Genomic DNA, 21897 nt, shown 5'->3' on the forward strand with positions numbered 1-21897 from the left:
GACGCAGATTTCTTTGAATTAGTTTTTTGAAAGGAGGAGATGCACCATGACTCAACGGGAATGGGCAGATAAGGACTATTACGCTGACTTGGGCGTCTCTAAGTCTGCGTCACTCGACGAGATTAAAAAGGCCTACCGCAAGTTAGCTCGGGAGAACCACCCGGATAAGAACCCGGGCAACAAGGCTGCTGAAGATAAGTTCAAGCGAATCTCCGAGGCATACTCGGTGGTCGGTGACGAGGACAAGCGCCGCGAATACGATGAGCTGCGTGCAGCGCTCGCAGGTGGTTTCCGATTCCCCGGTGCCGCAGGTGCCGGCGGAGCCGGTGCTGCCGGTGGACGTGGATTCGACTTCGACGTGTCGGATCTCTTCGGCGGAGGTGCCGGATTCGGTGGCAATGCTGGTGGTGCAGGTGGCCTAGGTGATTTCCTGGGCGGCTTCGTAAACCGCAATGGTGGCGCTGGTGCTGCCGGGCGGCAGAAGGCCCGCCGTGGTGCGGATGTGGAGACAGAGATTACGCTCGATTTCCGCGAGGCCGCCCAAGGTGTCACCATCCCGCTGCAGCTCACCAACCCGTCGCCATGCACGAACTGCAATGGTTCGGGTGCAGCGCCGGGAACCTCGCCGGTGACGTGCACGACCTGTCACGGTTCGGGGTATGTCAAGGAGCAAAAGGGGGCCTTCGGCTTCTCCAGTCCGTGTGCGGACTGTGGTGGCCAGGGCACTCGCATTGAGAATCCCTGCTCGCAGTGTAACGGCACCGGTGTGACCACCCGCCGTCGTACCATCACCGTTCGCGTCCCCGCAGGGGTGGTGGACGGCCAGAAGGTTCGTCTTGCTGGCCAAGGTGAAGCGGGACTGCGAGGGCGTCCGGCCGGTGACCTCTTTGTCACCGTTCATGTTCGCCCGGATGAAGTCTTCACCCGCAGCGGCAATGACCTTGAGGTCACGGTGCCGGTGAGCTTCGGCGAACTCGCACTCGGCGGCACCATTACTGTGCCGACGTTGGGTGACAAGATTCGCGTGCGTGTGCCGGCTGGCACAGCCGATGGCCGAACACTGCGTGTGCGCGGTCGGGGTATCCCAAAGCGCAATGGCACTCCGGGTGATCTGCTAGTGACCGTGCGCGTGAAGGTACCGACCAATTTGGATGACAATGCCACTTCGACATTGCGCTCCTACGTCGAAGCGGAGCGTGCTAGCGGGTTCAATCCTCGTGAGGGTTGGGCAGGTGCGAAGTAATGTCCGACAACACTGAGGTCTATGTTATTTCCGTAGCTGCGAATCTCGCCGGCATGCATGCGCAAACGCTGCGTAATTATGACCGACTCGGGTTAGTAACTCCGCAGCGCACCTCCGGCGGAGGTCGGCGCTACACTAAACGCGATGTGGCGCTGCTGCGTGAGATTCAGCGTCTGAGTCAGGAAGACGGCGTCAACCTGGCCGGTATTAAGGCCATCATCGACCTGACTGAGAGGGTGGATTCGCTTGAGCAGGAAAATGCAGAACTGAGAGAGCAGCTCTACCAGGCAAAGGCACAGGCTCGCCGCTCGCGTGGCGAACTGGTTCACGTCCCACGCTCTACGGCCGTGGTGATGTGGGAGCCGCGCACGCGGCGCGGGCGCAGAGGTGATCGTGTTGGGGAGGATAACCCACACGGGTGATTGAACGGACTAAGCAGCGTCGGCTGCTTAGTCCGTTTTCTCTTGGCTTGTTAATTTGGGCCGCGGATAAGCAACTGTTGATCTGAGACGCCGGTCAGCTATCAGTTAGCCACCGGTTGGTCTCGCGGGTGAAAACTTCATCGTCAAAGTAGTGTTCGATGTGTGGGTTGTCCTGAACGTGCCGATACTTTTGAGGAATATCCTGCACGGGAGTGACCATGAATTCGGCCAAGTCTCGCATGGACAGGCCACGCTCACTCAGGTTGAGTGTGTATGCGCCGAAGTCTTTATCCGCCGGGTTTTTCCCATGAATCCCCAGTTCGGCAGGAATACGAATGGGGTCCATCGGGGACGTCGCCACCGCCACACGGTGGCTATTTTCATATTCGGGTCGGGCTGTACCGTCCGGCTTGAGCAGTTTCATGTCGTTTGCACGCTCCAGTCCAGGGCCAACACCTGGCGGAGCTATGAGCAGCACCCTATCCGCGTAGAGGCCACTACCAAGAGAGGCCTGCGAGACCACCGTCGCCCCATAGCTATAGCCGGCGACAACGTGCCGCTGAGTAGGAGACTGGGCATGGGCGGTAGTGCCACCGGCAATTACAGTGTCACCGCTATCGACACCACCGGAACACTCAATCAAACCGGCTTGCAAGTGCTGCAGCCGCTCTGCAGCAAAATTGTGATACTCGGTGCGTATGGCCTCACGGAGGTTGGGTGGCGCGTCATAGGAAAACAACACCACCGCCACATCCTCCGGATCTTCACCGGCGGCGTGGAAGGTCGCGGCTACACGCTCGAACTGCCTGCCAGCGTCCTCCGCGCTAGAGCTGGTACCGGGGACGAGAGTGATCACAGTCGATGCTCGCTCAACGTCACCGAACGCAATCGCAGAATGTCCAGGCGAGGACTCCAATAGTTGTCCAGGAGGCAGCCCCAAAGCCCTGGCGCGAGCGGACAAGGCGGCATCTATCTCTGATAGCGGGCTACTCGAATACGCCCCAGCCAATCCGCTCCCAACTTCCAAGTCCCAACCACCGTCAATCCCTTTGTCGCTAGTGATGCCAGTACCACTACCAGCCTGCGATCGCTGCAATCTACCCGAGCCACTAGCTCCGCTTGCCGCCAGTGGTGAAAGAGCTGAGATTGCGCCCGCCGCCTTCTCATCGAGTCGGTTGAGTTCAGCCAAGGCCGACTGAATCCGAAGCTGCGAGGTTGCACGCCATTCGGCCATGGTGAAAGGCCCGGAAGGAATTTTGGGATGAACGAGGCTGCGCGCAATCGTAGACAGCATGCCCTCCGGCGGAGTCACCGCACCAGAAACCAGATTCACCTGAAACCCCAGGTTGGTTGCCTGGTTTACCGCGTCGGTAAGTTCGCGGATGACGTCGTTAAGCATGGCGGCGGTATCGCTGCAGCAGGCGGCGAGACGTTCGAGCGCTACGCTGCTCCGGCGCAGACGCGTGGAGCTGCGGGTGACAGAAGCCTCGGCGGCGCTGCGGTTGTCGCCGGCGAAGTCATCCTCTGAAAGCGCGTTGAGTGCGCCCTGGGAACTGTCGGCGGAATCGGTGAGGGCGCGCGCCCCGGAACGCAGCGCCCGGGCGAGGATCTCCAGCGAATCCACACGCCACAGCAGCGCTTCGCCTACCGTGACCATGACGGCTTTTCCAAGGCGGCGGACTGGTCATGCTCGTGCGCGAGAGCGCTGACCGCGAGGGCATCGGCAGCCTGCGCAATAACGTCGATGTTTGTGCACGCGGCAAGCAATGATTCCGACCACTTCCCACAAGTAGTGGAGGCAGCGGGGACAATCCGTGAGCCGGGCAAGGCAGAGGTGAGGTCGGCACTTCCCGGGGCAGCTGCGACGATGGTGGAAAGACCATCAATACGAGTGGAAATCTGCTGGTAAGAGCGGCTTAAGGCGGATAGTTGAGCTGGATTGACTGTGATGTGTTCGGCCATGTTTTTGATTCTGCTGGGTGGCGAAAGGCAGCGGAAGAGCATCTTCAGCGAACTGTGGATAACTCTGAGCGATAGCAACGCACGGCGACGTCCTGTGGATAACTTCAGGACAGTCAATCCGGGGTAGTCGGTAGCATTTAGGCATGCGTATTGCACTGGCTCAGTTAGAATTGTCAGCATCGGTTGAAGAAAATCTAGACGCAGTGAAGGAGACCATCGCGCGGGCGGTACAGGAAAATGCCGATTTGGTAGTCTTCCCCGAGGCCACGATGAAGGCGTTCAATTCCGGTCGTCTTGACGTGGTGGCGGAGTCCAGCAGCGATAAGTTCGTAGCGGAGATCTCGCAGGCCGCTCACGTTGCTGGAATCAGCGTGGTGGTCGGCATGTTCCGCCCGGCAGATGAGGTGGAGCGCGACGGTAAGACGATGCACCGCGTCTTCAATTCGCTGCTCCTGGCTTGGCGTGATGAGGACGGCCCCGGTGTCGAGTTCTACGACAAGCTCCACCTCTTCGACGCTTTCGGGTTTCGCGAATCCGATACCGTCGCGCCGGGCAACGCGCACGTGGTGTGTGATGTCCCGCTTGCCGACGGATCGTCGGTCGCCCTCGGCCTTGCGACATGCTTTGACATCAGGTTTCCGGAGCAATTCATTCAACTGGCCAACCTGGGTGCGGAGGTCATCGCGCTGCCTGCATCGTGGAATGATGGTCCGGGCAAGGTGACGCAGTGGCAGACCCTGGTTTCGGCACGTGCCTTGGACAGCACTTGCGTGATCGCGGCCGTTGATGCGGCACGGCCTGGTGGAGCGAAGGCTGCAGGCAAGGATGAGGGGCCGACCGGCGCGGGGCACTCTATGCTGGTCAATGCGGACGGTGGGGTTATTGCTTCGGCGGGCTACAGCCCGCAGTTGCTTGTCGCCGATGTTGATATAGCGGAGGTGGAACGGATTCGCCGCTCGATTCCGGTGCTGGAAATTCGCGATCAGGGCTAGCTGGGAAGCAATGAAGAGGGGCGAGCCGAGCTGAAAGCAGGAGTGGGGAGCGAAGATTGCGGGATATTAGCCTATAGTTCTACCGATTCGGGCGAAGTCCTTTATATTTCTAATCATGCTGCTCCACATCCTCTGGGTCATTGGAATTACGGCCGAAGGCGTCACCGGCGCACTAGCGGCCGGTCGAATGCGCATGGATCTCTTTGGGGTTTCAACAATTGCGTGCATGACTGCTATCGGCGGTGGTACCCTGCGAGATGTCATTCTCGGCCACTATCCGTTGGTGTGGGTTGCAAGCCCACAATATTTGCTGGTTATCGTCGGTGCAGCACTGATCACGGTGCTGTTGGCTGACTTCCTGATGAAGCACTTCCGAGTCGTGTTCTTGGTCGCTGACGCGATCGGTTTGTCGGCGTTTTCCATCATTGGTGCCCGCGTGGCCATGGAGATGGGGCACGGTGTCATCATCGCTATTGTCGGCGCCGTTCTTACCGGTGCGTTTGGAGGTGTGCTCCGCGACCTGATGTGTGACCGCGTCCCGCTGGTGTTCCAAAAGGAGCTCTATGCCTCCATCGCAGTCGTCGCGGCGACGCTTTACTACGTGCTCGACATGGTTGGCCTGCACGAGAGCATCAACATTATCTGCGCTGTACTGTCGGCGCTGTTCATTCGACTAGCGGCGCTGTGGCGTGGCTGGTCGCTGCCGGTATTTGACTACCAGGGGCGCGATTAAAAAACTCCCGCACCAAGAAAACCTGGTGCGGGAGTTTTTTAATCGCGCTAGCGGCTACCTAGAGGCGCCCACAGGCACAGATGCACAGCGAAGCGCAGATGCAAAGCAGACGATTAGGAAATCGAAGCCTCGTAGATGCCCTTGACGGACTCAGCCATGGTTGCGTTGAACTCTTCATCGGACTGCTGAGCGGACAGGCCCTCAGACAGTGCACGGGAGAAGGAAGCAATCATGCCGTGGTTGCGGGACAGGCGCTCGTTGGCGTCCTCGCGCTCGTAGCCACCGGACAGGGCAACGACGCGCATGACCTTAGGGTGCTCAATCAGCGGCTTGTAAAGGTCATCCTTGGTGGGGATGGAAACCTTGATCATGACCTTCTGGTCATCAGCCAGGTCATCCAGGCCGGCGAGCAACTCGCGCAGGACAATGTCCTCAGCCTCTGCCTTGTCAGCAGCGTTGATGTCGACCTCCGGCTCCAGAATCGGAACCAGACCGTGGGACAGAACCTGCTTGCCGAACTCGAACTGCTGAGCAATGTTGGCCTTGATGCCCTCTTCGTTTGCCTCAGCAATGAAGGAACGCATCTTGGTGCCGAAGATGCCCTTAGCGACAGCGCGCTCCAGCAGCTCATCCAGGCCCGGGCACGGCTTCATAAGCTGAACGCCGTTTTCCTTGTCTGCCAGGCCCTTGTCGGTCTTCAGGAACGGGACGATGCCCTTCTTTTCCCACAGGTACTGAGCGGTCGGGATTCCCTCAATGTCGCGATCCATGGTCTGCTCGAAGAGAATCGCGCCAATAATCTGCTCAGAGTTGAAGGACGGGGAAGTGATGATGCGGGTACGCATCTCGTGAACCAGGTCGAACATTTCATCTTCGTTCGAGTACTGATCCTCGTTGATGCCGTACAGGCGCAGAGCCTTCGGGGTAGATCCACCGGACTGGTCGAGAGCGGCGATGAAGCCCTTGCCCTCAGTCATCTGACGTGCCTGCTCGATGTTCATTCGAGTCCTTTCGTGAGAATGAAGGAATGTCACCTACCAGGGTAACCAAAACAGTATGAGTGCGCTGCCCGCCCATCACTCACATGGGGGAAGTCGAATCAGGCTGGAGTGCGCTGGTGAGGGCGTTGGGCGGTGTGTCGGAGTGTGTCCGCACGTGGTTTCTGGAGCTCTCCAATGTTTTCTAGTGCTTTCCGGTGCGCTACTGCGCTTAACGACGCTGCCGAGCGCAATCCTTTTCGCTGTGGGTGTGGCGTGAATCACAGGATGAAATTGTAAAATTTGAAGTTGAGTGGAACAGGCTCAAGGCTGAATACGTTATGGGTAGTGAATGACAAAGTTGAGTCAAAGGGGCGCAAGTTATGAGTTTTACACCAACAACTAAGACTGGAGAAGTTCTCCAGGAAGCTATGAAGGCCGCTACCAGCGCAGGTAATCCGGATATCCGGCCTGGGCACATTCTGGTAGCGCTGCTGGAGCAAAAGGAGGGTATTGCGGCTCCGCTGCTTGAGGCAGCGGGTGTTAATCCTTCCGGGGTTTTGACCCGCGCTAAGGAGCTGGTCGCTGGGTACCCGTCGGCAAGCGGGGCGAATATGGCGAACCCGCAGTTTAATAGGGATGCTGTTAATGCGCTGAACGCTGCGGAGGAGCTGGCGGGTGAGCTTGGAGACGAGTATGTCTCCACGGAAATTCTGCTTATCGGTGTAGCAACTGGCCAGTCGGAGGCGGCAACTGTGCTGCAGTCGGCGGGCGCTACTGCCGAGGCATTAAAGGGCGCGCTGACTAGCGTGCGTGGATCGAGGAAGGTTACAACGGAAAATCCAGAAGAGCAGTACCAGGCTCTGGAAAAGTATGCGACGGACTTAACCGCGCGGGCACGTGAGGGCAAGATTGACCCAGTTATTGGCCGCGATGCGGAGATTCGTCGCGTGGTTCAGGTCCTAAGTCGTCGCACCAAGAACAACCCTGTGCTCATTGGTGAGCCGGGCGTTGGTAAGACGGCCATTGTAGAAGGGCTCGCACGCCGCATTGTTGCAGGTGACGTGCCGGAATCCCTGAAGGGCAAGACGCTGATGAGCCTGGATCTAGGTTCCATGGTCGCCGGTGCGAAGTACCGCGGTGAGTTCGAGGAGCGCCTGAAGGCGGTTCTGGACGAGATTAAGGAATCCGACGGTCAGATTATTACCTTCATCGACGAGATTCACACCATCGTTGGCGCTGGTGCCACAGGTGATGGCTCGATGGATGCGGGCAATATGATTAAGCCGATGCTGGCTCGTGGTGAGTTGCGCCTGGTCGGTGCGACGACTCTGGATGAGTACCGCAAGTACATCGAGAAGGATGCTGCGCTGGAGCGTCGTTTCCAGCAGGTCTTTGTCGGTGAGCCGAGCGTTGAGGACGCCATTGGCATTCTGCGTGGCCTGAAGGAACGCTACGAGGTCCACCACGGTGTTCGTATCCAGGACTCCGCGCTAGTCGCGGCAGCAACGCTGTCGGATCGCTACATCACATCCCGCTTCCTGCCGGATAAGGCTATCGACCTGGTGGATGAGGCCGCATCGCGTTTGCGTATGGAGATTGACTCCTCGCCGGAGGAAATCGACTCCGCGGAACGTATTGTGCGCCGCCTCGAAATCGAGGAAATGGCCCTGGAGAAGGAAACTGACATCGCGTCGAAGGAGCGTCTGGACAAGCTCCGTGAGGAACTTGCAGATGAGCGTGAGAAGCTCAACGCTCTGAAGACTCGCTGGCAGAACGAGAAGTCCTCGATTGATGATGTTCGCTCCGTTCGCGAAGAGCTCGATGCCCTGCGCACTGAGTCCGAAAAGGCTGAGCGCGAAGGTGACTACGGGCGCGTCGCAGAGCTGCGTTACGGGCGCATTCCTGAGTTGGAGAAGAAGCTGGAGACCGCCGAGGAATCGGTCGCTGACGCAGAGGAAAACTCCATGCTCAAGGAGGAGGTCACGCCTCAGGAAGTCGCTGAGGTTGTCTCCGCCTGGACGGGTATCCCGGCTGGCAAGATGATGCAGGGCGAAACCGAGAAGCTACTGGAAATGGAGCGCAACCTCGGCCGTCGCGTCGTTGGTCAGAATGCCGCTGTGGAGGCTGTCTCCGATGCTGTCCGCCGTTCGCGTGCGGGTGTTGCCGATCCGAACCGTCCGACTGGTTCCTTCCTGTTCCTCGGTCCAACTGGCGTTGGTAAGACGGAGCTGGCCAAGGCGCTGGCGGAGTTCCTCTTCGACGATGAGCGTGCGATGGTTCGCATCGATATGTCCGAGTACGGCGAGAAGCACTCTGTCGCTCGTCTGATTGGTGCCCCTCCCGGATACGTCGGCTACGACGCTGGCGGTCAGCTCACCGAGGCTGTTCGTCGCCGTCCGTACACCGTCGTGCTTTTCGACGAGGTTGAGAAGGCTCACCCGGACGTGTTCGATGTGCTCCTGCAGGTGCTCGATGAGGGGCGCCTGACTGATGGTCAGGGTCGAACCGTGGACTTCCGAAACACGATTCTGATTCTCACCTCCAACCTCGGTGCTGGTGGTACGCATGAACAGATCATGGATGCGGTCAAGATGGCCTTCAAGCCGGAGTTCATCAACCGTCTCGACGATGTAGTGATCTTCGATCCGCTGACCTCCGAGCAGCTGCGCGGCATTGTGGACATTCAGGTTCGCAACCTGGCGGAGCGTCTGGCTGCACGTCGTCTGGTGCTGGATGTCTCCGATGGGGCACTGGATTGGCTGTCGGAGCGCGGCTACGACCCGGCCTATGGTGCCCGTCCGCTGCGTCGCCTGGTGCAGAAGGCAATCGGCGATGAGCTGGCACGTCGACTGCTCGCGGGCGATGTTCGCGATGGTGACCGAGTAGAGGTTACGGTTGCTGACGATGGGGAGTCGCTGAAGGTTGTCGGCTATGGCGAGGACGGCGTAGCCCGGGTCTAGGGCGCCCAATCCTCAGGGCGATACCTGTTCAGCAGGCTGTCCGTTTGTTGGGGCGGTTTGGGAGATTTTTCTCCTGAACTGCCCCTTTTTTGTGCTTTTGTTGTCCGGGCTTATGTCCCTTGCGGCCGATCGCGTGGGCTTGTTGCATTCCGGTCGGCCTGGGGTGCGCCGGTATAGTGCGCAAATATGACTAACTTTCAGTGGCGACCAGCGACAGACTCCGACCGCCCCTTCATTGCCTGGATGGACGAACTAACGGAAACGTTCGGAGATGAAAGTCAGCCACTGCCGGAAGATTATGTAGTCACGAGGCGCCAATACGTCGACCAATGGGATGCGAGTCAGGGCGGGGTTATCCTTTTCGCCACTTCGCTTGACGACGCTGACCTCGAGTCGCTCAGTAGCGACATGACCCGCACTGACCCATTTGAGCCGAGAGTTTCTCGCGAGGTCGCCTACAGCGCGGCCGCCATTAAGGCGGAATGGTTGGAGCGCGGGGATTCGTCGTCAAGCGAAGAATGCGAGGGCTATGAAGTGCCGGTGGGGGGCGGCCTGGCTGCGTACGTTTACGAAGGACGATCCGGGGTACGGTTTTGTGGAAAATGGGATTCCTGAAGTAGCGATTGCGCTGCGTCCGGGTGTGGTCGGACGCAGGCTGTCGCAGCCGATGATTGCGGGGCTTCTTGAGTATGCGCGTGAGCTGGGGTACCCGGGGGTTAGTCTGGCTGTCCATGATGCCAACCCGCGGGCGGCGAAAGCTTATGTGAAGGCGGGGTTTGAGCTAGTGGGGCGCTCGAGCTTCCCGGACCACGATGTGATGGTGGTGCGGTTTTAGGCTTTCGGGTGCAGTTCTTTTTTTTTGGGGGGGCGGGTTGGTCGGGTTTTTAGGGCGGATGGTGGGGTATTCAAGCTCTGGAAGCGCGGCAGTGTTTCGGAAAAAGATTCGAAAAAGTTGGCTGAGGGGTTGTGGGGTGCCGAATGGGTGTGCGATAATGTGGGGGAGGGAAATTAGTTAGTCCATTTGGGGATTCGGATTGCTAGCGTTTTAAAAAGGGGGTGGGGGAAATGTCTACACCATCGGTGCCAAATGGCAGTGGACCGCTTTCGACATCTCAGGTTTTAGATGCGGTTGCGCAGTTTGAAGCTCTGTCGACAGTCATCGTAGAGAACTTCGAAGTACTTGCGCCGGATCATGCGCACGATGCATATAAGTCGATTGAGAAAGCGCGAAAACGACTCGCAGTAATTGATGCGACTTATGTGGAGACCATGAAGGGGCGGATGCCCAGCGCGGAGCATCGAAAGATTGCGTGGCTAGCGCAGGAGATGCGAATCTCGCGAGCAGAAGCGAGGCAGCGTATCAACGTCGTAGGGCGCCTGAGTAGGAATGTTGATCCGTTTGCTCCGGCGAATGAGGATGTGCGAATGCCGAACCTTCGTCAGAAAGTTGAGGAAGGTGTTGTCGGTGCGGATGCTGTTTCGAAGATTGACAAAGCCGTTCGTGAGCTGCCGGCAACGGAGCATGCACAGCTGTCTAGGCTGCTGGACAAGCACATTGCAGATTTAGTGGACAAAATCCGTGTTGATGATCTCAATAAATTGCCGAACCGCCTGCGAGCGATGTTGGGGGTTGATGACCCGTATACGGATGAGGACCGCGCTCGGAAACGAAGCCTAAAAATCGGTGCTCAGGGGCCGGACGGCATGAGCCGGTTGAGCGGTGTGGTTACGCCTTCGTTTGCAGCGGTGCTCAAAAGGCTGCAGGCGGATCATGCGAGCCCTGGCGGGTTACTCGAAGAAGGTGCCGATGACCAGAGGAATCCGGAGCAGCGTTTTCATGATGCCGTGGAAGCGGCGGTGAATGGGGGTTTTCAACCAGGCGGTGACCTTCAGCCGGCGCGGGGGACGACATCGGTGGTCACCGTCGCGCATATCGCAGATGTGGCAGCGCTAGCTGGAGTCTCCTTGCCTGATGGGAAAGATTTTGTACTTCCTGGATCGGGCAAAGCGGTCTCTGATGCGGGAGTGCGAATTTCCATTAGTCAGGCCGTGCAACAGATGGTTGATAGAAATTCGTTCCTCCAAGTCTTGGGGAATGAGGGACAGACCTTGTACTTTGGTCGGTCCCGCAGGCTGGGGACTTTGCCACAGTATCTGGCCCTTCTTGGAGAGGAAGGAGGCTCCTCCGCGCCGGGCATGGGCACTCCGGGAGCTATGTGTGATGTTCACCATGTGAAGTCGTGGTCTTCCGGTGGTGGCACTGATCTGGATAATCTCACGTTGGTTGATCCGGGTACGCATCGAAAGATCGATGATGCTCGATGTGATGAAAATGCTTGGTGGACGCTTCGGCCGGATGAGGTGCCGGAGATTCTAGGAACTGACGAAGGGGACGAGGGTAGTGGGGAGTGCGAGCCGGCCTCTACTAATCGTGTGGTCTGGGTGGCCCCGAAAGGCAAGGAAGGAAACCGAAAAGCGGAATCCAATGAGGACCCCGATACGTTCGATAGTCCGGGGCGCTGGTTGCGTCGTAAAGCGCGAGAGAAACGGGCGGGGGACACAGCGGATGGCAATGGCGAGACGGGACAGGATCCCGGTGGGTAGTCGGGTAGGGAGCGGGGTCCTGGCTTAGAGGCTGATCTTCCGTTTCGTAGTCAGCTTTGCATTAATGAAGCGGTTGAGGAAAGGGGCACCGACGCTGGCGGCATAGTGCAGCAGTTTTGTCGGCAGGCTGACGGGGAAGTCAGCCTTAGTAATCGTGCCCTGTTTCTGGTTGATGCAGTCGACGATTGCGTTGGCGACATCAGCTGGTGTGATGCGAATACCCATGCGCTTGGTGCCGTCAGTGCTGACATTTTCGAGCAGAGACGTCAACAACTCCGACGGTTTAGCCGCAGGAAAGCAGTTTTTCTGCGGTGGCACGGCCGATTCCATGGCCTGCGTTTGAGATGAAAACGGCCAGGTGGGCAGCATCTTCAGACATCTTCCCGAGCTCCTAGTTTTAATAACGTACATATCGCGCTACCAAGTCAATCGATTTAGAATCCAGGATTATGACAACATCCATCTCGGTACAAGAGCTTCGTGACAAGATTGCCGGTGGCGGTCGCATCGTCGTCGTTGACGCACGCTGGTCGCGCGCTAAAAAACCATATGACTCCTACGCTACGGCTCACATCCCTCTGGCCGTGTTTTGTGATCCCGAGTTGGATCTAGCGGGTGTTCCCAGCCGAGAAGCTGGTCGCAACCCGCTGCCGGATATCGAGCGTGTGCGCGATGCCGTCCGTCGTTGGGGAGTCCGCTCGGAGCATCTGGTGATCGTCTACGACGCGGGCGATGGGCTGTTCGCGTCACGTGCTTGGTGGATTCTGCGCTGGGCGGGTCTGGAGAATGTGCGTGTCCTCACCGGCGGGTTAGCTGCTTGGGAAGCAGATGGAAACGAGACTGCCTTCGGTCCCGGCAATCTGCCGCAGCCTGGAACGATTGCGGTGAGCGAGGGCAATATGCCTGTTGCCAGCCTCGACGACGTACGCACCTGGTCTGAACGTGGAATTTTGGTGGATGCGCGTGAGCCCAGCCGCTTTGAAGGCCGCAGTGAGCGCGTCGATCTGCAGGCAGGTCACATCCCGGGTGCCGTGAACCTGGCGGCTCGCAGTCTGCAAAATGCCGACGGCTCCTTCCTGCCTGTTGAGCAGCTCCGTGAGCGCTTTGCCTCCGTCGGTATCGAAGCCGGTCGTAATGTAGCGGTCTACTCCGGTTCCGGTCTTCATTCCTCACTGTTCATTCAGGCCATGGAAGAAGCGGGCATTACTGACGCCTCGCTGTATGTCGGAGGCTGGTCCCAGTGGGCTGGCGATCCGAGCCTGCCTATCGTCCGTTTCTAAGCGGCGCCGGACTCGCATGCGTCCGGGGCAGGGCGACCGCCCCCAGGGAACCCCTGATGTGTCGTCCATGTGGATATTTCCCCTCGCCCTTACGGTTCTAGAGAGTCCTGTACGCTCTCGCCTCGGGCATTGGCATTGCGCCAGACGGGGGACGGCATATTGTCGCTGACCAAATAGAACGGCTTCTGGCTTAAGCTAGGAGATTAATGATTCCCCTAGTATTCACCCTCGCAGCGATCCTCATCATCGCCGCAGTCGCGCTGTTCGTTGTCGACCGCCGCCGTCGCAGCACAAGTGAGACTGCTGTGGCGTCTCCTTCGTCGCCATCGCTTTACGACGAGCCCTCGGACTCCGCCGGCGAAGTAACCGGTGTGGCGGCAGAAGATGTTGTGCCCGAACAGCCGGATTCTTCAGAGCAGGGCAGCTCTGAGACAGCTTCTGTGGTGAGACCGAATGTCGCAGCTGATGCTGACTCTGAGGTTGTCGCTGAGACTGATGGTGCCGCTGAAGTTGACCCTGAAACTGAGTTTTCGACGACAGAACTGGGTACTTCAGCTGGGCAAATGATGCCGGCGGAGCCTGAATCTGTCTCGGGAATCGAACCGGCGGCCCCTGCCGAAATGTCCGAAGCAACAGAAAACTCGGGGGCTTCCGAAACATCGGGAACAGCAGCTGACCTGAATGCGGGAACGGACGGGACTCTCCGAAGTGACGCGGAGTCCGGCGCGGAGTTTGGCACAGGGTCTGGCGCGGAGTCAGCCGAGTCAGTGACTGCCGAAGATACTGATACCGTGGATGAGCCCGAGACAGGTTTAGTGGGCGACACCAGTGCCACAGAGGCCAACAGCACCACCGCTGCTGACGCTCGCACTGGAACTGTTGACGGTACAGAATTCCAGGCTGCGTCGGTCGAAAATACCGAGACCGGCGAAGTGCCGCAATCATCCGATTTTGCGGCGCACGCCCAGGCCACTCAGGTCACCCAACCCGCCCAGCCCAAAGAGCCCACCCAGCCCGCGCAACCGCAGCGCGCCCAGCAGAAGTCAGTGGTTCCTGTCCGTCGACGTATCAGCGGTCGCCGGGTGCGTCACTTGCGGAAGGCCTGGGCGCAGGAACGTAATTCTGTCTACAACCGTGTGGACCATGAGCTGCCGTCGTACTGGCAGCGCACGCCAGACGGCGATGCCAAGGCCGTGGTCTCCGGTTTCGCCTTTGGCCGGGAAATGCACCTCGCCGATGTCGGTGGCATCACCACCATCGCCATCCGCCGCTCTGTATCCAGCGATGAGGTTTTCGAGCTGCGCCGCAGCGGCGGCACGACGCTGCCTCACGTAGCCACCGAAGCCGGCCTGGTAGTCGCAGCTACCGACCCAGAGCTCATTCATCGCATCTTCGACGACCGTGCAACCCGCATACTTGCCGACGTGCACCCGGCCATTACCCGCATGTGGTCCGAAAACTCCTGGTCCTTGGCTCAGCTGATTGATAATTCAGTGCCAGAGGACTGGGACGGTGCACTGGCATCGCTGTCGGACTTCTCCGACATTGCGCGCAGGTTGCCACCGGCGGAAGGCGAAACTGTCGCTCCGGACACAAATCAGTGGGATCCCACTCGTTTGCAGCTCACCGAGCAGTCCGTTGACTCTGGTTCCTTGATTTCGGATGGAACCGGGCGTGGGCACTTGCACGCGGTACCAGACCAGCGTCGCAACGGTTCTGCTAACCACGAATCGCAGGATCTCAGCTCACAGAACGGGCATGCCCAGAGTCACAGCGCGCAGAATAGCAAGGGCGAAGAGCCGCTGGACGTTGAGGAAATTGTTTACGCAGATTCTCCTTCGTCCTCGTCTGCTGCCACCGTGGATGCAACCACGGATGATTCGCAGTGGTCGTCGCAAAGCAATGCACAACCCACGGTGGTGCAGGCGATTGACGGCTCGTCGTGGCGCCCTACGCGGGATATACCGCTTGATTCGACGGCGCTGCCTTCGCGGTCAACGGCACGAAAGATGGGTGCAAACGTTGGTGAGTCGGAGGACATTGGGGATTCTGGCCAGCAGATTCCTGCGCTTGGTGAGGATCCCGAACATAGCCGAATGCGCTCGAGCCGGGGACGTGTAGTGCGATCAAATGTGAAGCCCGCCAGTATTTTTACCGACGCCGCCCCAGACCTCGACAGCAGCGACAGCCCCACCGAATCTGTATCCGAGGACAAAGGCGCAACCCCTGATTCCGCGGACGAGTAGAACCAGACATATCCTTGAGCACACAGTCGTTTATTTAGGAGACAACCTCAGATGAGCACCCACACGAGCAATGTCAATCAGGAGAAGCTGCAGCGTTTGGCCGAGCTGGTCAAGGAGCTGGCGGTTGTCCATGGCAAGGTCACGCTGTCGTCTGGACGTGAGGCTGACTACTACGTTGACCTGCGCCGCGCCACCCTACATCATGAGGCCTCGCGCCTGATTGGTTCCCTGCTACGGGAGCTCACTGCCGACTGGGACTACGCGCACGTCGGTGGTCTGACGCTTGGCGCGGATCCGGTGGCCACCTCTGTCATGCACGCCGAAGGACGTCCGATTGATGCCTTCGTAGTACGCAAGGAAGCCAAGAAGCACGGCATGCAGCGCCGCATTGAGGGGCCGGACATTGTGGGCAAGAAGGTCCTGGTTGTTGAGGACACCACCACGACGGGCAACTCGCCGCTGACCGCCGTAGCTGCCCTACGCGAGGCCGGCGCCGAGGTTGTCGGTGTAGCCACTGTGGTTGACCGCGCGACGGGCGCCGACGAGGTCATCAAGGGTGAAGGCCTGGAGTACCGTTACCTGCTCGGTTTGGATGACTTGGGCCTGGCCTAAGAATCTGAGCGCTAGAGCTTTTACCGAGCCTCACTCAACTCACTGAGCCTCACCCAGCTCACCCGCCCCAACGCAGTCCCACGAAAGAGGAACATCCCCATGACTACCAAGCGTGCAGGACTCTTGTCCAAGCTCACTACGACCAAACTCCCCGGCACCAAGGAAACCGTCGCTGACATGTTTGTGCGTCGCACGGGCGAGGGCCTCGGCGCACTCACCGGTATCGCCAGCGCGAGCTCCGACACCCGCCGTGCCCCGGAACGCGCCGGCTACATTGCCGCCAGTGCGGTCAACGTTGTCTCCAGCGCCTTCGGCTGGGAGACTCCACGTCGAGTTTCCAAGACTGTCCTCATGCCACTGTTAGCGGCCAATGTTTGGCGCCGTCGCCACGAGACGTCTCGCTTCACGACGACCACCCTGCTCATCGGCCTCGCCGGCGGTTGGTTGGGCGACTTGATTCTCATGCCGAACAAGCCGAACCTGAACCGCGGTTCTGTGCCGTTCGCAGTTAACCAGGTTGCCTACCACGTGCTGCTGTGGCGTGCCGGAGCTCGCATTAGCGCGCTGCGTGCTGCCATTCGCTTCCCACTGTGGGCTGGTTCGGTACCGCTGGTCGGTGCTGTAAAGCCAGAGGCGCTGCCCGCTGCAGTTGGATACGGTCCGCTGCTGGCCGTGACTTCTGCACTGGCCGATGACCCGGTACTGCTGGAGGGGGCCGGTGCTGTCGGAACTGATGAGCAGACCGGCCTGCCGATTGCCGATGCCACCTACGGCCTAGGTCACGGTGGCAACCTGTTCCTTATCTCCGACACGCTACTGATGGCTCGAAAGATGTTTGCGGAGGAGGGCGTCGTCGGCAAGCTTCTGAATGCTGCAGTGATGGACACCTACACCATGGCGCAGTTGTTCCTGGTCGAGGGGCTGTTGACTCTTGACCGCGCCTGAGCCCGGGAAGGGGCCGACGGAGTGGTTTGAGGCTCGTGTCGGGGTGGGGCCGTGGGAGCAGGAGCACCCGAACGAACCTCGGCCGACCGGCCCAGAATACGATGAGCAGCTTTTGGATGAGGGCGACCGACGCAATGTCGTCGATGCTTACCGCTACTGGACGATGGAGGCTATCGTCGCGGAGCTGGATAAGCGTCGTCATCCGTTGCACATCGCCATCGAGAATTTTGAGAATGACTCCAACATCGGCACCGTGGTACGCACCGCAAATGCCTTCCTGGTGGAGGCCGTGCACATCGTGGGGCGCAAGCGTTGGAATCGTCGCGGCGCGATGGTGACTGACCGCTACCAGCACTTGCTGCACCACGAGACGGTGTCGGAGGTCATTAGCTGGGCGCGCGAGCATGACCTGGCTGTGGTGGCCGTGGACAACGTGCCGGGCTCCGTACCCATCGAAACCGTTGAGTTGCCCGAGCGTTGTCTTTTGCTCTTCGGCCAGGAGGGGCCGGGAGTGACTGAAGAAGCACAGCAGGCGGCGGACCTGACGGTGTCGATTGCCCAATTTGGATCGACGCGTTCGATAAATGCGGGGGTAGCGGCGGGTATTGCCATGCACTCTTGGATTCGTACTCATGCAGACATCACCGCGGCCTGGTAATTGTCTGCTTAGGTGTTTTATTTCGAAAGGCTGTTTTAGAGCTGTTTCACAGCCGTTTTAAGGAGAGCCAGTGGTTCTAAAAATGTCGCGTCCGGAGGCCGAAACGTGGGCCTATCGCGCGGACGTGGCTGAGCAGGCGATTCGCAACCGTCATGCGGCGAAGCTGTGGGGTCTTCCGGGCACGAATCTGGCAATGGCTTCCTGGCCCGCGCCGCTGCGACATAAGGTCTTCATCAACTGGCATTACTGGTGGCAGGCGCAGTATCTCGACTGTCTGGTAGACGCAGCCAAGCGCGTGCCCTCTAAGGAGAAGTACCGCGCTATCCGCCAGACCACTCGGGGTATCCGCATTCGCAACCTCACGCTGCTGACCAAGAACAAGTACTATGACGATCGCGCGTGGATGGCGTTGGCGCTCGGGCGTGCCGACGCTGTCCTCGGCGCATCGGTGCCCAAGAAGACGACAGCGCGGCTGATTTCATGCTTGGGCGATGGTCGGCAGGAGTCCACGGGTGTGCTGCCGTGGCGTGAGCAGGACCTCTTTTTCAACGTCCCCTCGAACGGTCCTGCAGCCATCGCTCTGGCCCGGGCTGGTCGTATCAAGGAGGCAGAGGAACTTATCGACTGGGTTTACGCCAACCTTTTGGCGGACTCAGGTCTGCTCTACGACGGCATTCGCTTGTCCATGGCAGGTGCCGTGGTGCAGAAGGGCATGTTTACGTACAACCAGGGTGTCATGATTGGCGCTTGCCTTGAAGTGGGACTTGCGCTTCGGGCGCACGGCCAGCGGGAACAGGCGACGAAGTATTTCACGCGCGTGCAAAACCTCATCCACGCGGTGGCAAAGGATTTGGCGACCACCGACAATGTCATCGCCGGTGCCGGTGGCGGCGATGGTGGTCTGTTCAACGGCATCCTCGTGCGATACCTCGCCGATGCGGCGGTGCGTTTGCCTGGAGACAATCGCATGAATCGCGCGGCAGCCCGCATTGCTCGCCGACTGGTTCTGGCGTCGGGGGAAAAGTGCTGGTACCACCGCCTCGAGGTCGATGGCCTGCCGCTTTTCCCCGCAGATTGGAACGACAATGCTCAGTTCCCACAGGGCGGTTCGGTTGCGCAATCAGTCGGTGGCGCGGTTCGCGGTTCGGCGATTAAGGAGCGTGACCTCTCTGTCCAGCTGTCGGGTTGGATGCTGATGGAAGCATGTGCCCGAGTGGCCGATTTTGTTGCGACCAAGCTGGAAAATGGTGAGTCGTTGGATTCGACGAAGCCGAGCTGCCCGGAGTAGTCGGGGAACGCTAGTTCGTCGTCATCTGGCGCTTGCCGACTTTGTACCACCACGCTGTGCCCGCCCCTTACCAACAGAGAGTCGCATGCCTAGATCCTGCCATCGGCACGTCATGCCTGGCACAATAGGACGCATGAAACTCAATGACATGATGGCTCCTGCTCCCGTGAAGCTCCCCGTTCTTGACGAGGCCGTTGCTGCCCGCAACGGTGGCGCAAGCCCGGAGGCCGTGGTTCGCGCATGCCCGCGCGATTCCCAGGCGTGGGCAGACTTGGCTGAAAGTGCCTTGTCCGAAGGTCAGGAGATTCAGGCCTATGCCTTCGCCCGCACTGGTTACCACCGCGGTCTGGACCTGCTGCGCGGAAACGGCTGGAAGGGGTTCGGAGCGATTCCATGGGAGCACGAGCCCAATCGTGGTGTGCTCCGCGCCTTCGCGGCGTTGGCTAAGGCTGCTAAGGCTATCGGCGAGGATGATGAATTCGGTCGCATGATGGCGTTGCTGCGTGACAGTGATGAATCCGCGCTGCCAGAGTTGGGTCTTTAATCGTGCACAGAGATTCAGCGAGCGCATAAAAGTGCACAACAGCACATCGGGTACATAAAAAGTGCACAGTTTTTCATATGAGGATGGTGACTTCGGCATGGCTGGCATCGCTGGTGGGGAAGATAAGGATGCCGCAGCTGCCAGGGATCTTGAGGACATTGCTCCCGCGCATGTCGGCGATCTCGTCGAAGCTAAGGAAACGCAATTCGTCGAGGATAATCCGCGCCCGGATTTCCAAGATTTTCGCAATACGTACCTACATCCGGCCTCCCGCGCAGCAAACAAGCTGCGTCAGAAAGTGAGGCCCCGCACGCGTTTCCTCCATGCCGTTGCCCGTGTGCGCTCCCGCTGGATGCTTATTGTCCAGGCGACGCTAGCCGCCGGGTTGGCCTACTGGTTCGCGCTTGAGGTACTGGGGCACCCCAACCCGTTCTTCGCGCCGATGGCCGCTTTCATCAGCCTCAATGTGATGACCGCAGGTCCTCGCCTGAAGCACTCTGTTGAGTTGGTGCTCGGTGCCTCGCTGGGAGTCGGCATTGGTGATGTGATTATCTCCATCCTCGGCTCGGGTATTTGGCAGCTGACCGTCGGTGTGTTTGTCGCCATGATCATCGGCGTGTTTGTCGGTCGAGGCCCGCTTGTGGTGAACCAAGCGGCATCTTCAGCCGTGCTCATCGCCACCATTATTCCGCCGGGCACCGCTGGTTCTTATTACCGAATGATCGATGCTCTCGTCGGTGGTGTGGTGGGCATTATTGTGCTCATGGTATTGCCGCGAAGCCCGCTGGCGGGTGCTCGCCGCAAGGTGGCCAAGGTCCTCGACATGGGTGCAGACGTACTTTATGACATCGGCATCGGCATGAAAGAGGGCGACACCGATCGCATCCGCACCGCACTGAGCGTGGTTCGCTCCATGCAGGCGCAGGTCTCGCTGATGGACCGCACCGTTGCCGACGCGGGCGAGCAGGTCCGCATCTCCCCGTTGCTCTGGCGCTCCCGGGATCGAATCCACTCGCTGTCACGCATGGTTCATCCTGTCGACAACGCCATGCGCAACATCCGTGTGCTCGCGCGTCGCGCTATCACAGCCCGGGAGGACCACATCGACTTCTCGCCCGAACTGTGTGGGCTTGTTCTCGGCGTATCTGAAGGCACGCGCCTGGTCAGTCATGTGCTTGACGACGAAGCCGCCGTGCGCCGAATCCCAGAGTGGGGCGAGTTGCCTTTCGAATCCGGCGACATCGCTATCGTCCAGCTTTCCGAGGGATCCGGAGAGGTCAAGCTTGAAGATGTGGTTCGGTACTTGCGTCGTCTAGCAGCGAAAATGCACCCGCGCGTCATCGAGGACGCAACGCTATCGGAGCAGGTCGTGTTTGCGCAGTCCCGCTCATTGGTGGTGGACCTGTTGCAGGTGTGTGGCCTGTCCAGACGTTCAGCCGTGGCAACGCTGCCGCCGACGACGCCGTTCCCAGCAATGCCGCCGGAGGTATGGGACGAGTAGCCGGTGAGGAGTGGGCGAGTAGCGGCTCGCTAGGCGTCAGTCGGTTACTGCGGTACGCTCTACTGCCCCGTGCTACTGCAACCTGCTCTACTGCGGTACGCGCTTGACCTCGACGCCACCGAAAGCGACAAAGCCGCGCACAATAATTTTCGGAGCCTGTCCGGCGCCAGGAGCGGGTAGGTTGCGTCCCGGTTTTCCAGTAACATCCGTGCCGCCAAAGATGGGGAGCACGTCGACATCAACCTGGTAGTGGTCGGGGACAATGACGTCGACTCCACCGAAGGCGCAGCCAATGTTGACGACAGTGGTTTCCGCGGTCAGGATGGCCTCGCGGAAATCCAAGCCAGTCCCGCCGAAGGCCGCCACCGTGGTGTGCGTGGGAGCGCACGTCCAAGGGCCTCTCTTGTCGGTGCCGCCGAAGATGCCGATGGAGAGCTTCGAACCGGTTGCCGCGGCGGAGCTATCAATCCGAGCTGGCTGATGATCGTTGGCTGCATTCGGTGCCACTGAATGGTGCTCGTCCGGGACGCTGTGCAGGTTCGGGCGCAGGTTAGGGTTTGGGTGCGCATGTGGAGTCGGCTCGGCCAGGTTCGCGGGCAGCGACAAGTCCTGTGTCAATGCGGGCAACTCATCAATGTACGTTGCCTTTTGGGCTTTCTCGGTGCGCTCCTGCAGTTCCGCAAAGTCAATCTGGCCATCGCGGAATGCCCATTCCAAGCGTTCCAGCGCAGTGTGGCGGGCTTGGTCGCCAGCGCGTAACCGTGGGGTGTTGTCAGTCATGATGCTGTCCTATCGAGGCAGTGGCTTGAACATTCAAATGTTATCTGTACTCGAACTATCGCGCAGGCCACTTTCATGCAGGCCACTTTCTCGCAGACAGACCGTGGCTATTGCCCGTTACCTTGTGAGTGTCCCTGATAATGGGGA

General features: G+C 59.4%; 21 protein-coding genes. 16 read left to right on the forward strand and 5 right to left on the reverse strand.

Annotation, left to right across the window (positions count from 1 at the left end; genetic code table 11):
- The first annotated feature begins 46 nt into the window (after nt 1-46).
- Together dnaJ and HMPREF2651_RS06440 are read left to right on the forward strand one after the other, a co-directional pair.
- Nucleotides 47-1243 carry a molecular chaperone DnaJ gene (gene dnaJ / locus HMPREF2651_RS06435; protein WP_038626794.1) on the forward strand — a complete coding sequence of 399 codons (1197 nt, stop codon included), beginning with the start codon at nt 47-49 and terminating at the stop codon, nt 1241-1243.
- Nucleotides 1243-1665, forward strand: coding sequence for a heat shock protein transcriptional repressor HspR (locus tag HMPREF2651_RS06440; RefSeq protein WP_038626791.1), 423 nt, complete (start codon nt 1243-1245; stop codon nt 1663-1665). Before dnaJ ends, HMPREF2651_RS06440 begins: the two co-directional genes overlap by 1 nt.
- A gap of 94 nt (nt 1666-1759) precedes the next feature.
- Here the strand turns inward: HMPREF2651_RS06440 and HMPREF2651_RS06445 are convergent, their stop codons facing one another.
- Entirely contained in the window at nt 1760-3322 is a 1563-nt protein-coding gene (locus HMPREF2651_RS06445) for an alpha/beta hydrolase family protein (RefSeq protein ID WP_049181756.1), read from the reverse strand.
- Nucleotides 3310-3627 (reverse strand): hypothetical protein, encoded by a 318-nt coding sequence (locus tag HMPREF2651_RS06450; protein ID WP_038626786.1) that lies wholly within the window; start codon nt 3625-3627, stop codon nt 3310-3312. The genes HMPREF2651_RS06445 and HMPREF2651_RS06450 overlap by 13 nt, the downstream gene beginning before the upstream one ends.
- A gap of 143 nt (nt 3628-3770) precedes the next feature.
- Here HMPREF2651_RS06450 and HMPREF2651_RS06455 point away from each other — a divergent pair, with 143 nt between their 5' ends.
- Both HMPREF2651_RS06455 and HMPREF2651_RS06460 read left to right on the forward strand, forming a co-directional pair.
- Nucleotides 3771-4619 carry a nitrilase-related carbon-nitrogen hydrolase gene (locus HMPREF2651_RS06455; protein WP_049181755.1) on the forward strand — a complete coding sequence of 283 codons (849 nt, stop codon included), beginning with the start codon at nt 3771-3773 and terminating at the stop codon, nt 4617-4619.
- Nucleotides 4620-4734: 115 nt separating this feature from the next.
- Nucleotides 4735-5352: a trimeric intracellular cation channel family protein gene (locus HMPREF2651_RS06460; RefSeq protein ID WP_038626783.1), complete on the forward strand. Its 618-nt coding sequence runs from the start codon at nt 4735-4737 to the stop codon at nt 5350-5352.
- 113 nt (nt 5353-5465) lie between these two features.
- On the opposite strand, the gene HMPREF2651_RS06465 is transcribed toward HMPREF2651_RS06460, so the two are convergent.
- On the reverse strand, nt 5466-6353 hold the full coding sequence (locus HMPREF2651_RS06465) for a fructose bisphosphate aldolase (protein ID WP_038626781.1): 888 nt from the start codon (nt 6351-6353) through the stop codon (nt 5466-5468).
- Between the two features lie 359 nt (nt 6354-6712).
- Between HMPREF2651_RS06465 and clpB the strand changes: the two genes are divergently transcribed.
- The 4 genes from clpB (at nt 6713) to HMPREF2651_RS06480 (ending at nt 11896) form a co-directional block, all read left to right on the forward strand.
- Nucleotides 6713-9292: an ATP-dependent chaperone ClpB gene (clpB, locus tag HMPREF2651_RS06470; protein ID WP_049181753.1), complete on the forward strand. Its 2580-nt coding sequence runs from the start codon at nt 6713-6715 to the stop codon at nt 9290-9292.
- Between the two features lie 186 nt (nt 9293-9478).
- Nucleotides 9479-9907, forward strand: a complete 429-nt coding sequence (locus HMPREF2651_RS06475; RefSeq protein ID WP_246817340.1) for a hypothetical protein — start codon at nt 9479-9481, stop codon at nt 9905-9907.
- Nucleotides 9822-10127, forward strand: a complete 306-nt coding sequence (locus HMPREF2651_RS11120) for a GNAT family N-acetyltransferase (RefSeq protein WP_371325851.1) — start codon at nt 9822-9824, stop codon at nt 10125-10127. The genes HMPREF2651_RS06475 and HMPREF2651_RS11120 overlap by 86 nt, the downstream gene beginning before the upstream one ends.
- A gap of 230 nt (nt 10128-10357) precedes the next feature.
- Nucleotides 10358-11896 carry an HNH endonuclease signature motif containing protein gene (locus HMPREF2651_RS06480; RefSeq protein ID WP_049181098.1) on the forward strand — a complete coding sequence of 513 codons (1539 nt, stop codon included), beginning with the start codon at nt 10358-10360 and terminating at the stop codon, nt 11894-11896.
- Nucleotides 11897-11920: 24 nt separating this feature from the next.
- Here HMPREF2651_RS06480 and HMPREF2651_RS06485 read toward each other — a convergent pair whose 3' ends face one another.
- On the reverse strand, nt 11921-12214 hold the full coding sequence (locus HMPREF2651_RS06485) for an SDR family oxidoreductase (protein ID WP_187402509.1): 294 nt from the start codon (nt 12212-12214) through the stop codon (nt 11921-11923).
- A 131-nt stretch (nt 12215-12345) separates the two neighbouring features.
- Between HMPREF2651_RS06485 and HMPREF2651_RS06490 the strand changes: the two genes are divergently transcribed.
- The 8 genes from HMPREF2651_RS06490 (at nt 12346) to HMPREF2651_RS06525 (ending at nt 20970) form a co-directional block, all read left to right on the forward strand.
- Entirely contained in the window at nt 12346-13176 is an 831-nt protein-coding gene (locus HMPREF2651_RS06490; RefSeq protein WP_049181099.1) for a sulfurtransferase, read from the forward strand.
- Nucleotides 13177-13382: 206 nt separating this feature from the next.
- On the forward strand, nt 13383-15422 hold the full coding sequence (locus tag HMPREF2651_RS06495) for a hypothetical protein (RefSeq protein ID WP_049181100.1): 2040 nt from the start codon (nt 13383-13385) through the stop codon (nt 15420-15422).
- 51 nt (nt 15423-15473) lie between these two features.
- Entirely contained in the window at nt 15474-16034 is a 561-nt protein-coding gene (gene pyrE, locus HMPREF2651_RS06500; protein WP_038626769.1) for an orotate phosphoribosyltransferase, read from the forward strand.
- Nucleotides 16035-16133: 99 nt separating this feature from the next.
- Nucleotides 16134-16979, forward strand: coding sequence for a lysoplasmalogenase family protein (locus HMPREF2651_RS06505; RefSeq protein WP_049181101.1), 846 nt, complete (start codon nt 16134-16136; stop codon nt 16977-16979).
- Nucleotides 16966-17637 (forward strand): TrmH family RNA methyltransferase, encoded by a 672-nt coding sequence (locus tag HMPREF2651_RS06510; RefSeq protein ID WP_038626765.1) that lies wholly within the window; start codon nt 16966-16968, stop codon nt 17635-17637. Before HMPREF2651_RS06505 ends, HMPREF2651_RS06510 begins: the two co-directional genes overlap by 14 nt.
- A gap of 70 nt (nt 17638-17707) precedes the next feature.
- On the forward strand, nt 17708-18925 hold the full coding sequence (locus HMPREF2651_RS06515; RefSeq protein WP_005510131.1) for a glycoside hydrolase family 76 protein: 1218 nt from the start codon (nt 17708-17710) through the stop codon (nt 18923-18925).
- A gap of 133 nt (nt 18926-19058) precedes the next feature.
- The gene (locus HMPREF2651_RS06520; protein WP_038626757.1) at nt 19059-19469 is read left to right on the forward strand and encodes a DUF3151 domain-containing protein; all 411 of its coding nucleotides are present in this window, start codon (nt 19059-19061) and stop codon (nt 19467-19469) included.
- 97 nt (nt 19470-19566) lie between these two features.
- Nucleotides 19567-20970, forward strand: a complete 1404-nt coding sequence (locus tag HMPREF2651_RS06525) for an FUSC family protein (protein WP_038629203.1) — start codon at nt 19567-19569, stop codon at nt 20968-20970.
- Nucleotides 20971-21057: 87 nt separating this feature from the next.
- On the opposite strand, the gene HMPREF2651_RS06530 is transcribed toward HMPREF2651_RS06525, so the two are convergent.
- Nucleotides 21058-21750, reverse strand: a complete 693-nt coding sequence (locus HMPREF2651_RS06530; protein WP_049181102.1) for a DUF1707 SHOCT-like domain-containing protein — start codon at nt 21748-21750, stop codon at nt 21058-21060.
- Nucleotides 21751-21897: the final 147 nt, after the last annotated feature.

The organism is Corynebacterium sp. HMSC063A05, assembly GCF_001809695.1.
Taxonomy (GTDB): Bacteria; Actinomycetota; Actinomycetes; order Mycobacteriales; family Mycobacteriaceae; genus Corynebacterium; species Corynebacterium amycolatum.

Excerpts from the sequence above, each read along its gene's own strand:
- dnaJ (WP_038626794.1), top strand. The coding sequence starts at position 47 with ATGACTCAACGGGAATGGGCAGATAAGGACTATTACGCTGACTTGGGC.
- HMPREF2651_RS06440 (WP_038626791.1), top strand. The coding sequence starts at position 1,243 with ATGTCCGACAACACTGAGGTCTATGTTATTTCCGTAGCTGCGAATCTC.
- HMPREF2651_RS06445 (WP_049181756.1), bottom strand. The coding sequence starts at position 3,322 with ATGGTCACGGTAGGCGAAGCGCTGCTGTGGCGTGTGGATTCGCTGGAG.
- HMPREF2651_RS06450 (WP_038626786.1), bottom strand. The coding sequence starts at position 3,627 with ATGGCCGAACACATCACAGTCAATCCAGCTCAACTATCCGCCTTAAGC.
- HMPREF2651_RS06455 (WP_049181755.1), top strand. The coding sequence starts at position 3,771 with ATGCGTATTGCACTGGCTCAGTTAGAATTGTCAGCATCGGTTGAAGAA.
- HMPREF2651_RS06460 (WP_038626783.1), top strand. The coding sequence starts at position 4,735 with ATGCTGCTCCACATCCTCTGGGTCATTGGAATTACGGCCGAAGGCGTC.
- HMPREF2651_RS06465 (WP_038626781.1), bottom strand. The coding sequence starts at position 6,353 with ATGAACATCGAGCAGGCACGTCAGATGACTGAGGGCAAGGGCTTCATC.
- clpB (WP_049181753.1), top strand. The coding sequence starts at position 6,713 with ATGAGTTTTACACCAACAACTAAGACTGGAGAAGTTCTCCAGGAAGCT.
- HMPREF2651_RS06475 (WP_246817340.1), top strand. The coding sequence starts at position 9,479 with ATGACTAACTTTCAGTGGCGACCAGCGACAGACTCCGACCGCCCCTTC.
- HMPREF2651_RS11120 (WP_371325851.1), top strand. The coding sequence starts at position 9,822 with ATGAAGTGCCGGTGGGGGGCGGCCTGGCTGCGTACGTTTACGAAGGAC.
- HMPREF2651_RS06480 (WP_049181098.1), top strand. The coding sequence starts at position 10,358 with ATGTCTACACCATCGGTGCCAAATGGCAGTGGACCGCTTTCGACATCT.
- HMPREF2651_RS06490 (WP_049181099.1), top strand. The coding sequence starts at position 12,346 with ATGACAACATCCATCTCGGTACAAGAGCTTCGTGACAAGATTGCCGGT.
- HMPREF2651_RS06495 (WP_049181100.1), top strand. The coding sequence starts at position 13,383 with ATGATTCCCCTAGTATTCACCCTCGCAGCGATCCTCATCATCGCCGCA.
- pyrE (WP_038626769.1), top strand. The coding sequence starts at position 15,474 with ATGAGCACCCACACGAGCAATGTCAATCAGGAGAAGCTGCAGCGTTTG.
- HMPREF2651_RS06505 (WP_049181101.1), top strand. The coding sequence starts at position 16,134 with ATGACTACCAAGCGTGCAGGACTCTTGTCCAAGCTCACTACGACCAAA.
- HMPREF2651_RS06520 (WP_038626757.1), top strand. The coding sequence starts at position 19,059 with ATGAAACTCAATGACATGATGGCTCCTGCTCCCGTGAAGCTCCCCGTT.
- HMPREF2651_RS06525 (WP_038629203.1), top strand. The coding sequence starts at position 19,567 with ATGGCTGGCATCGCTGGTGGGGAAGATAAGGATGCCGCAGCTGCCAGG.
- HMPREF2651_RS06530 (WP_049181102.1), bottom strand. The coding sequence starts at position 21,750 with ATGACTGACAACACCCCACGGTTACGCGCTGGCGACCAAGCCCGCCAC.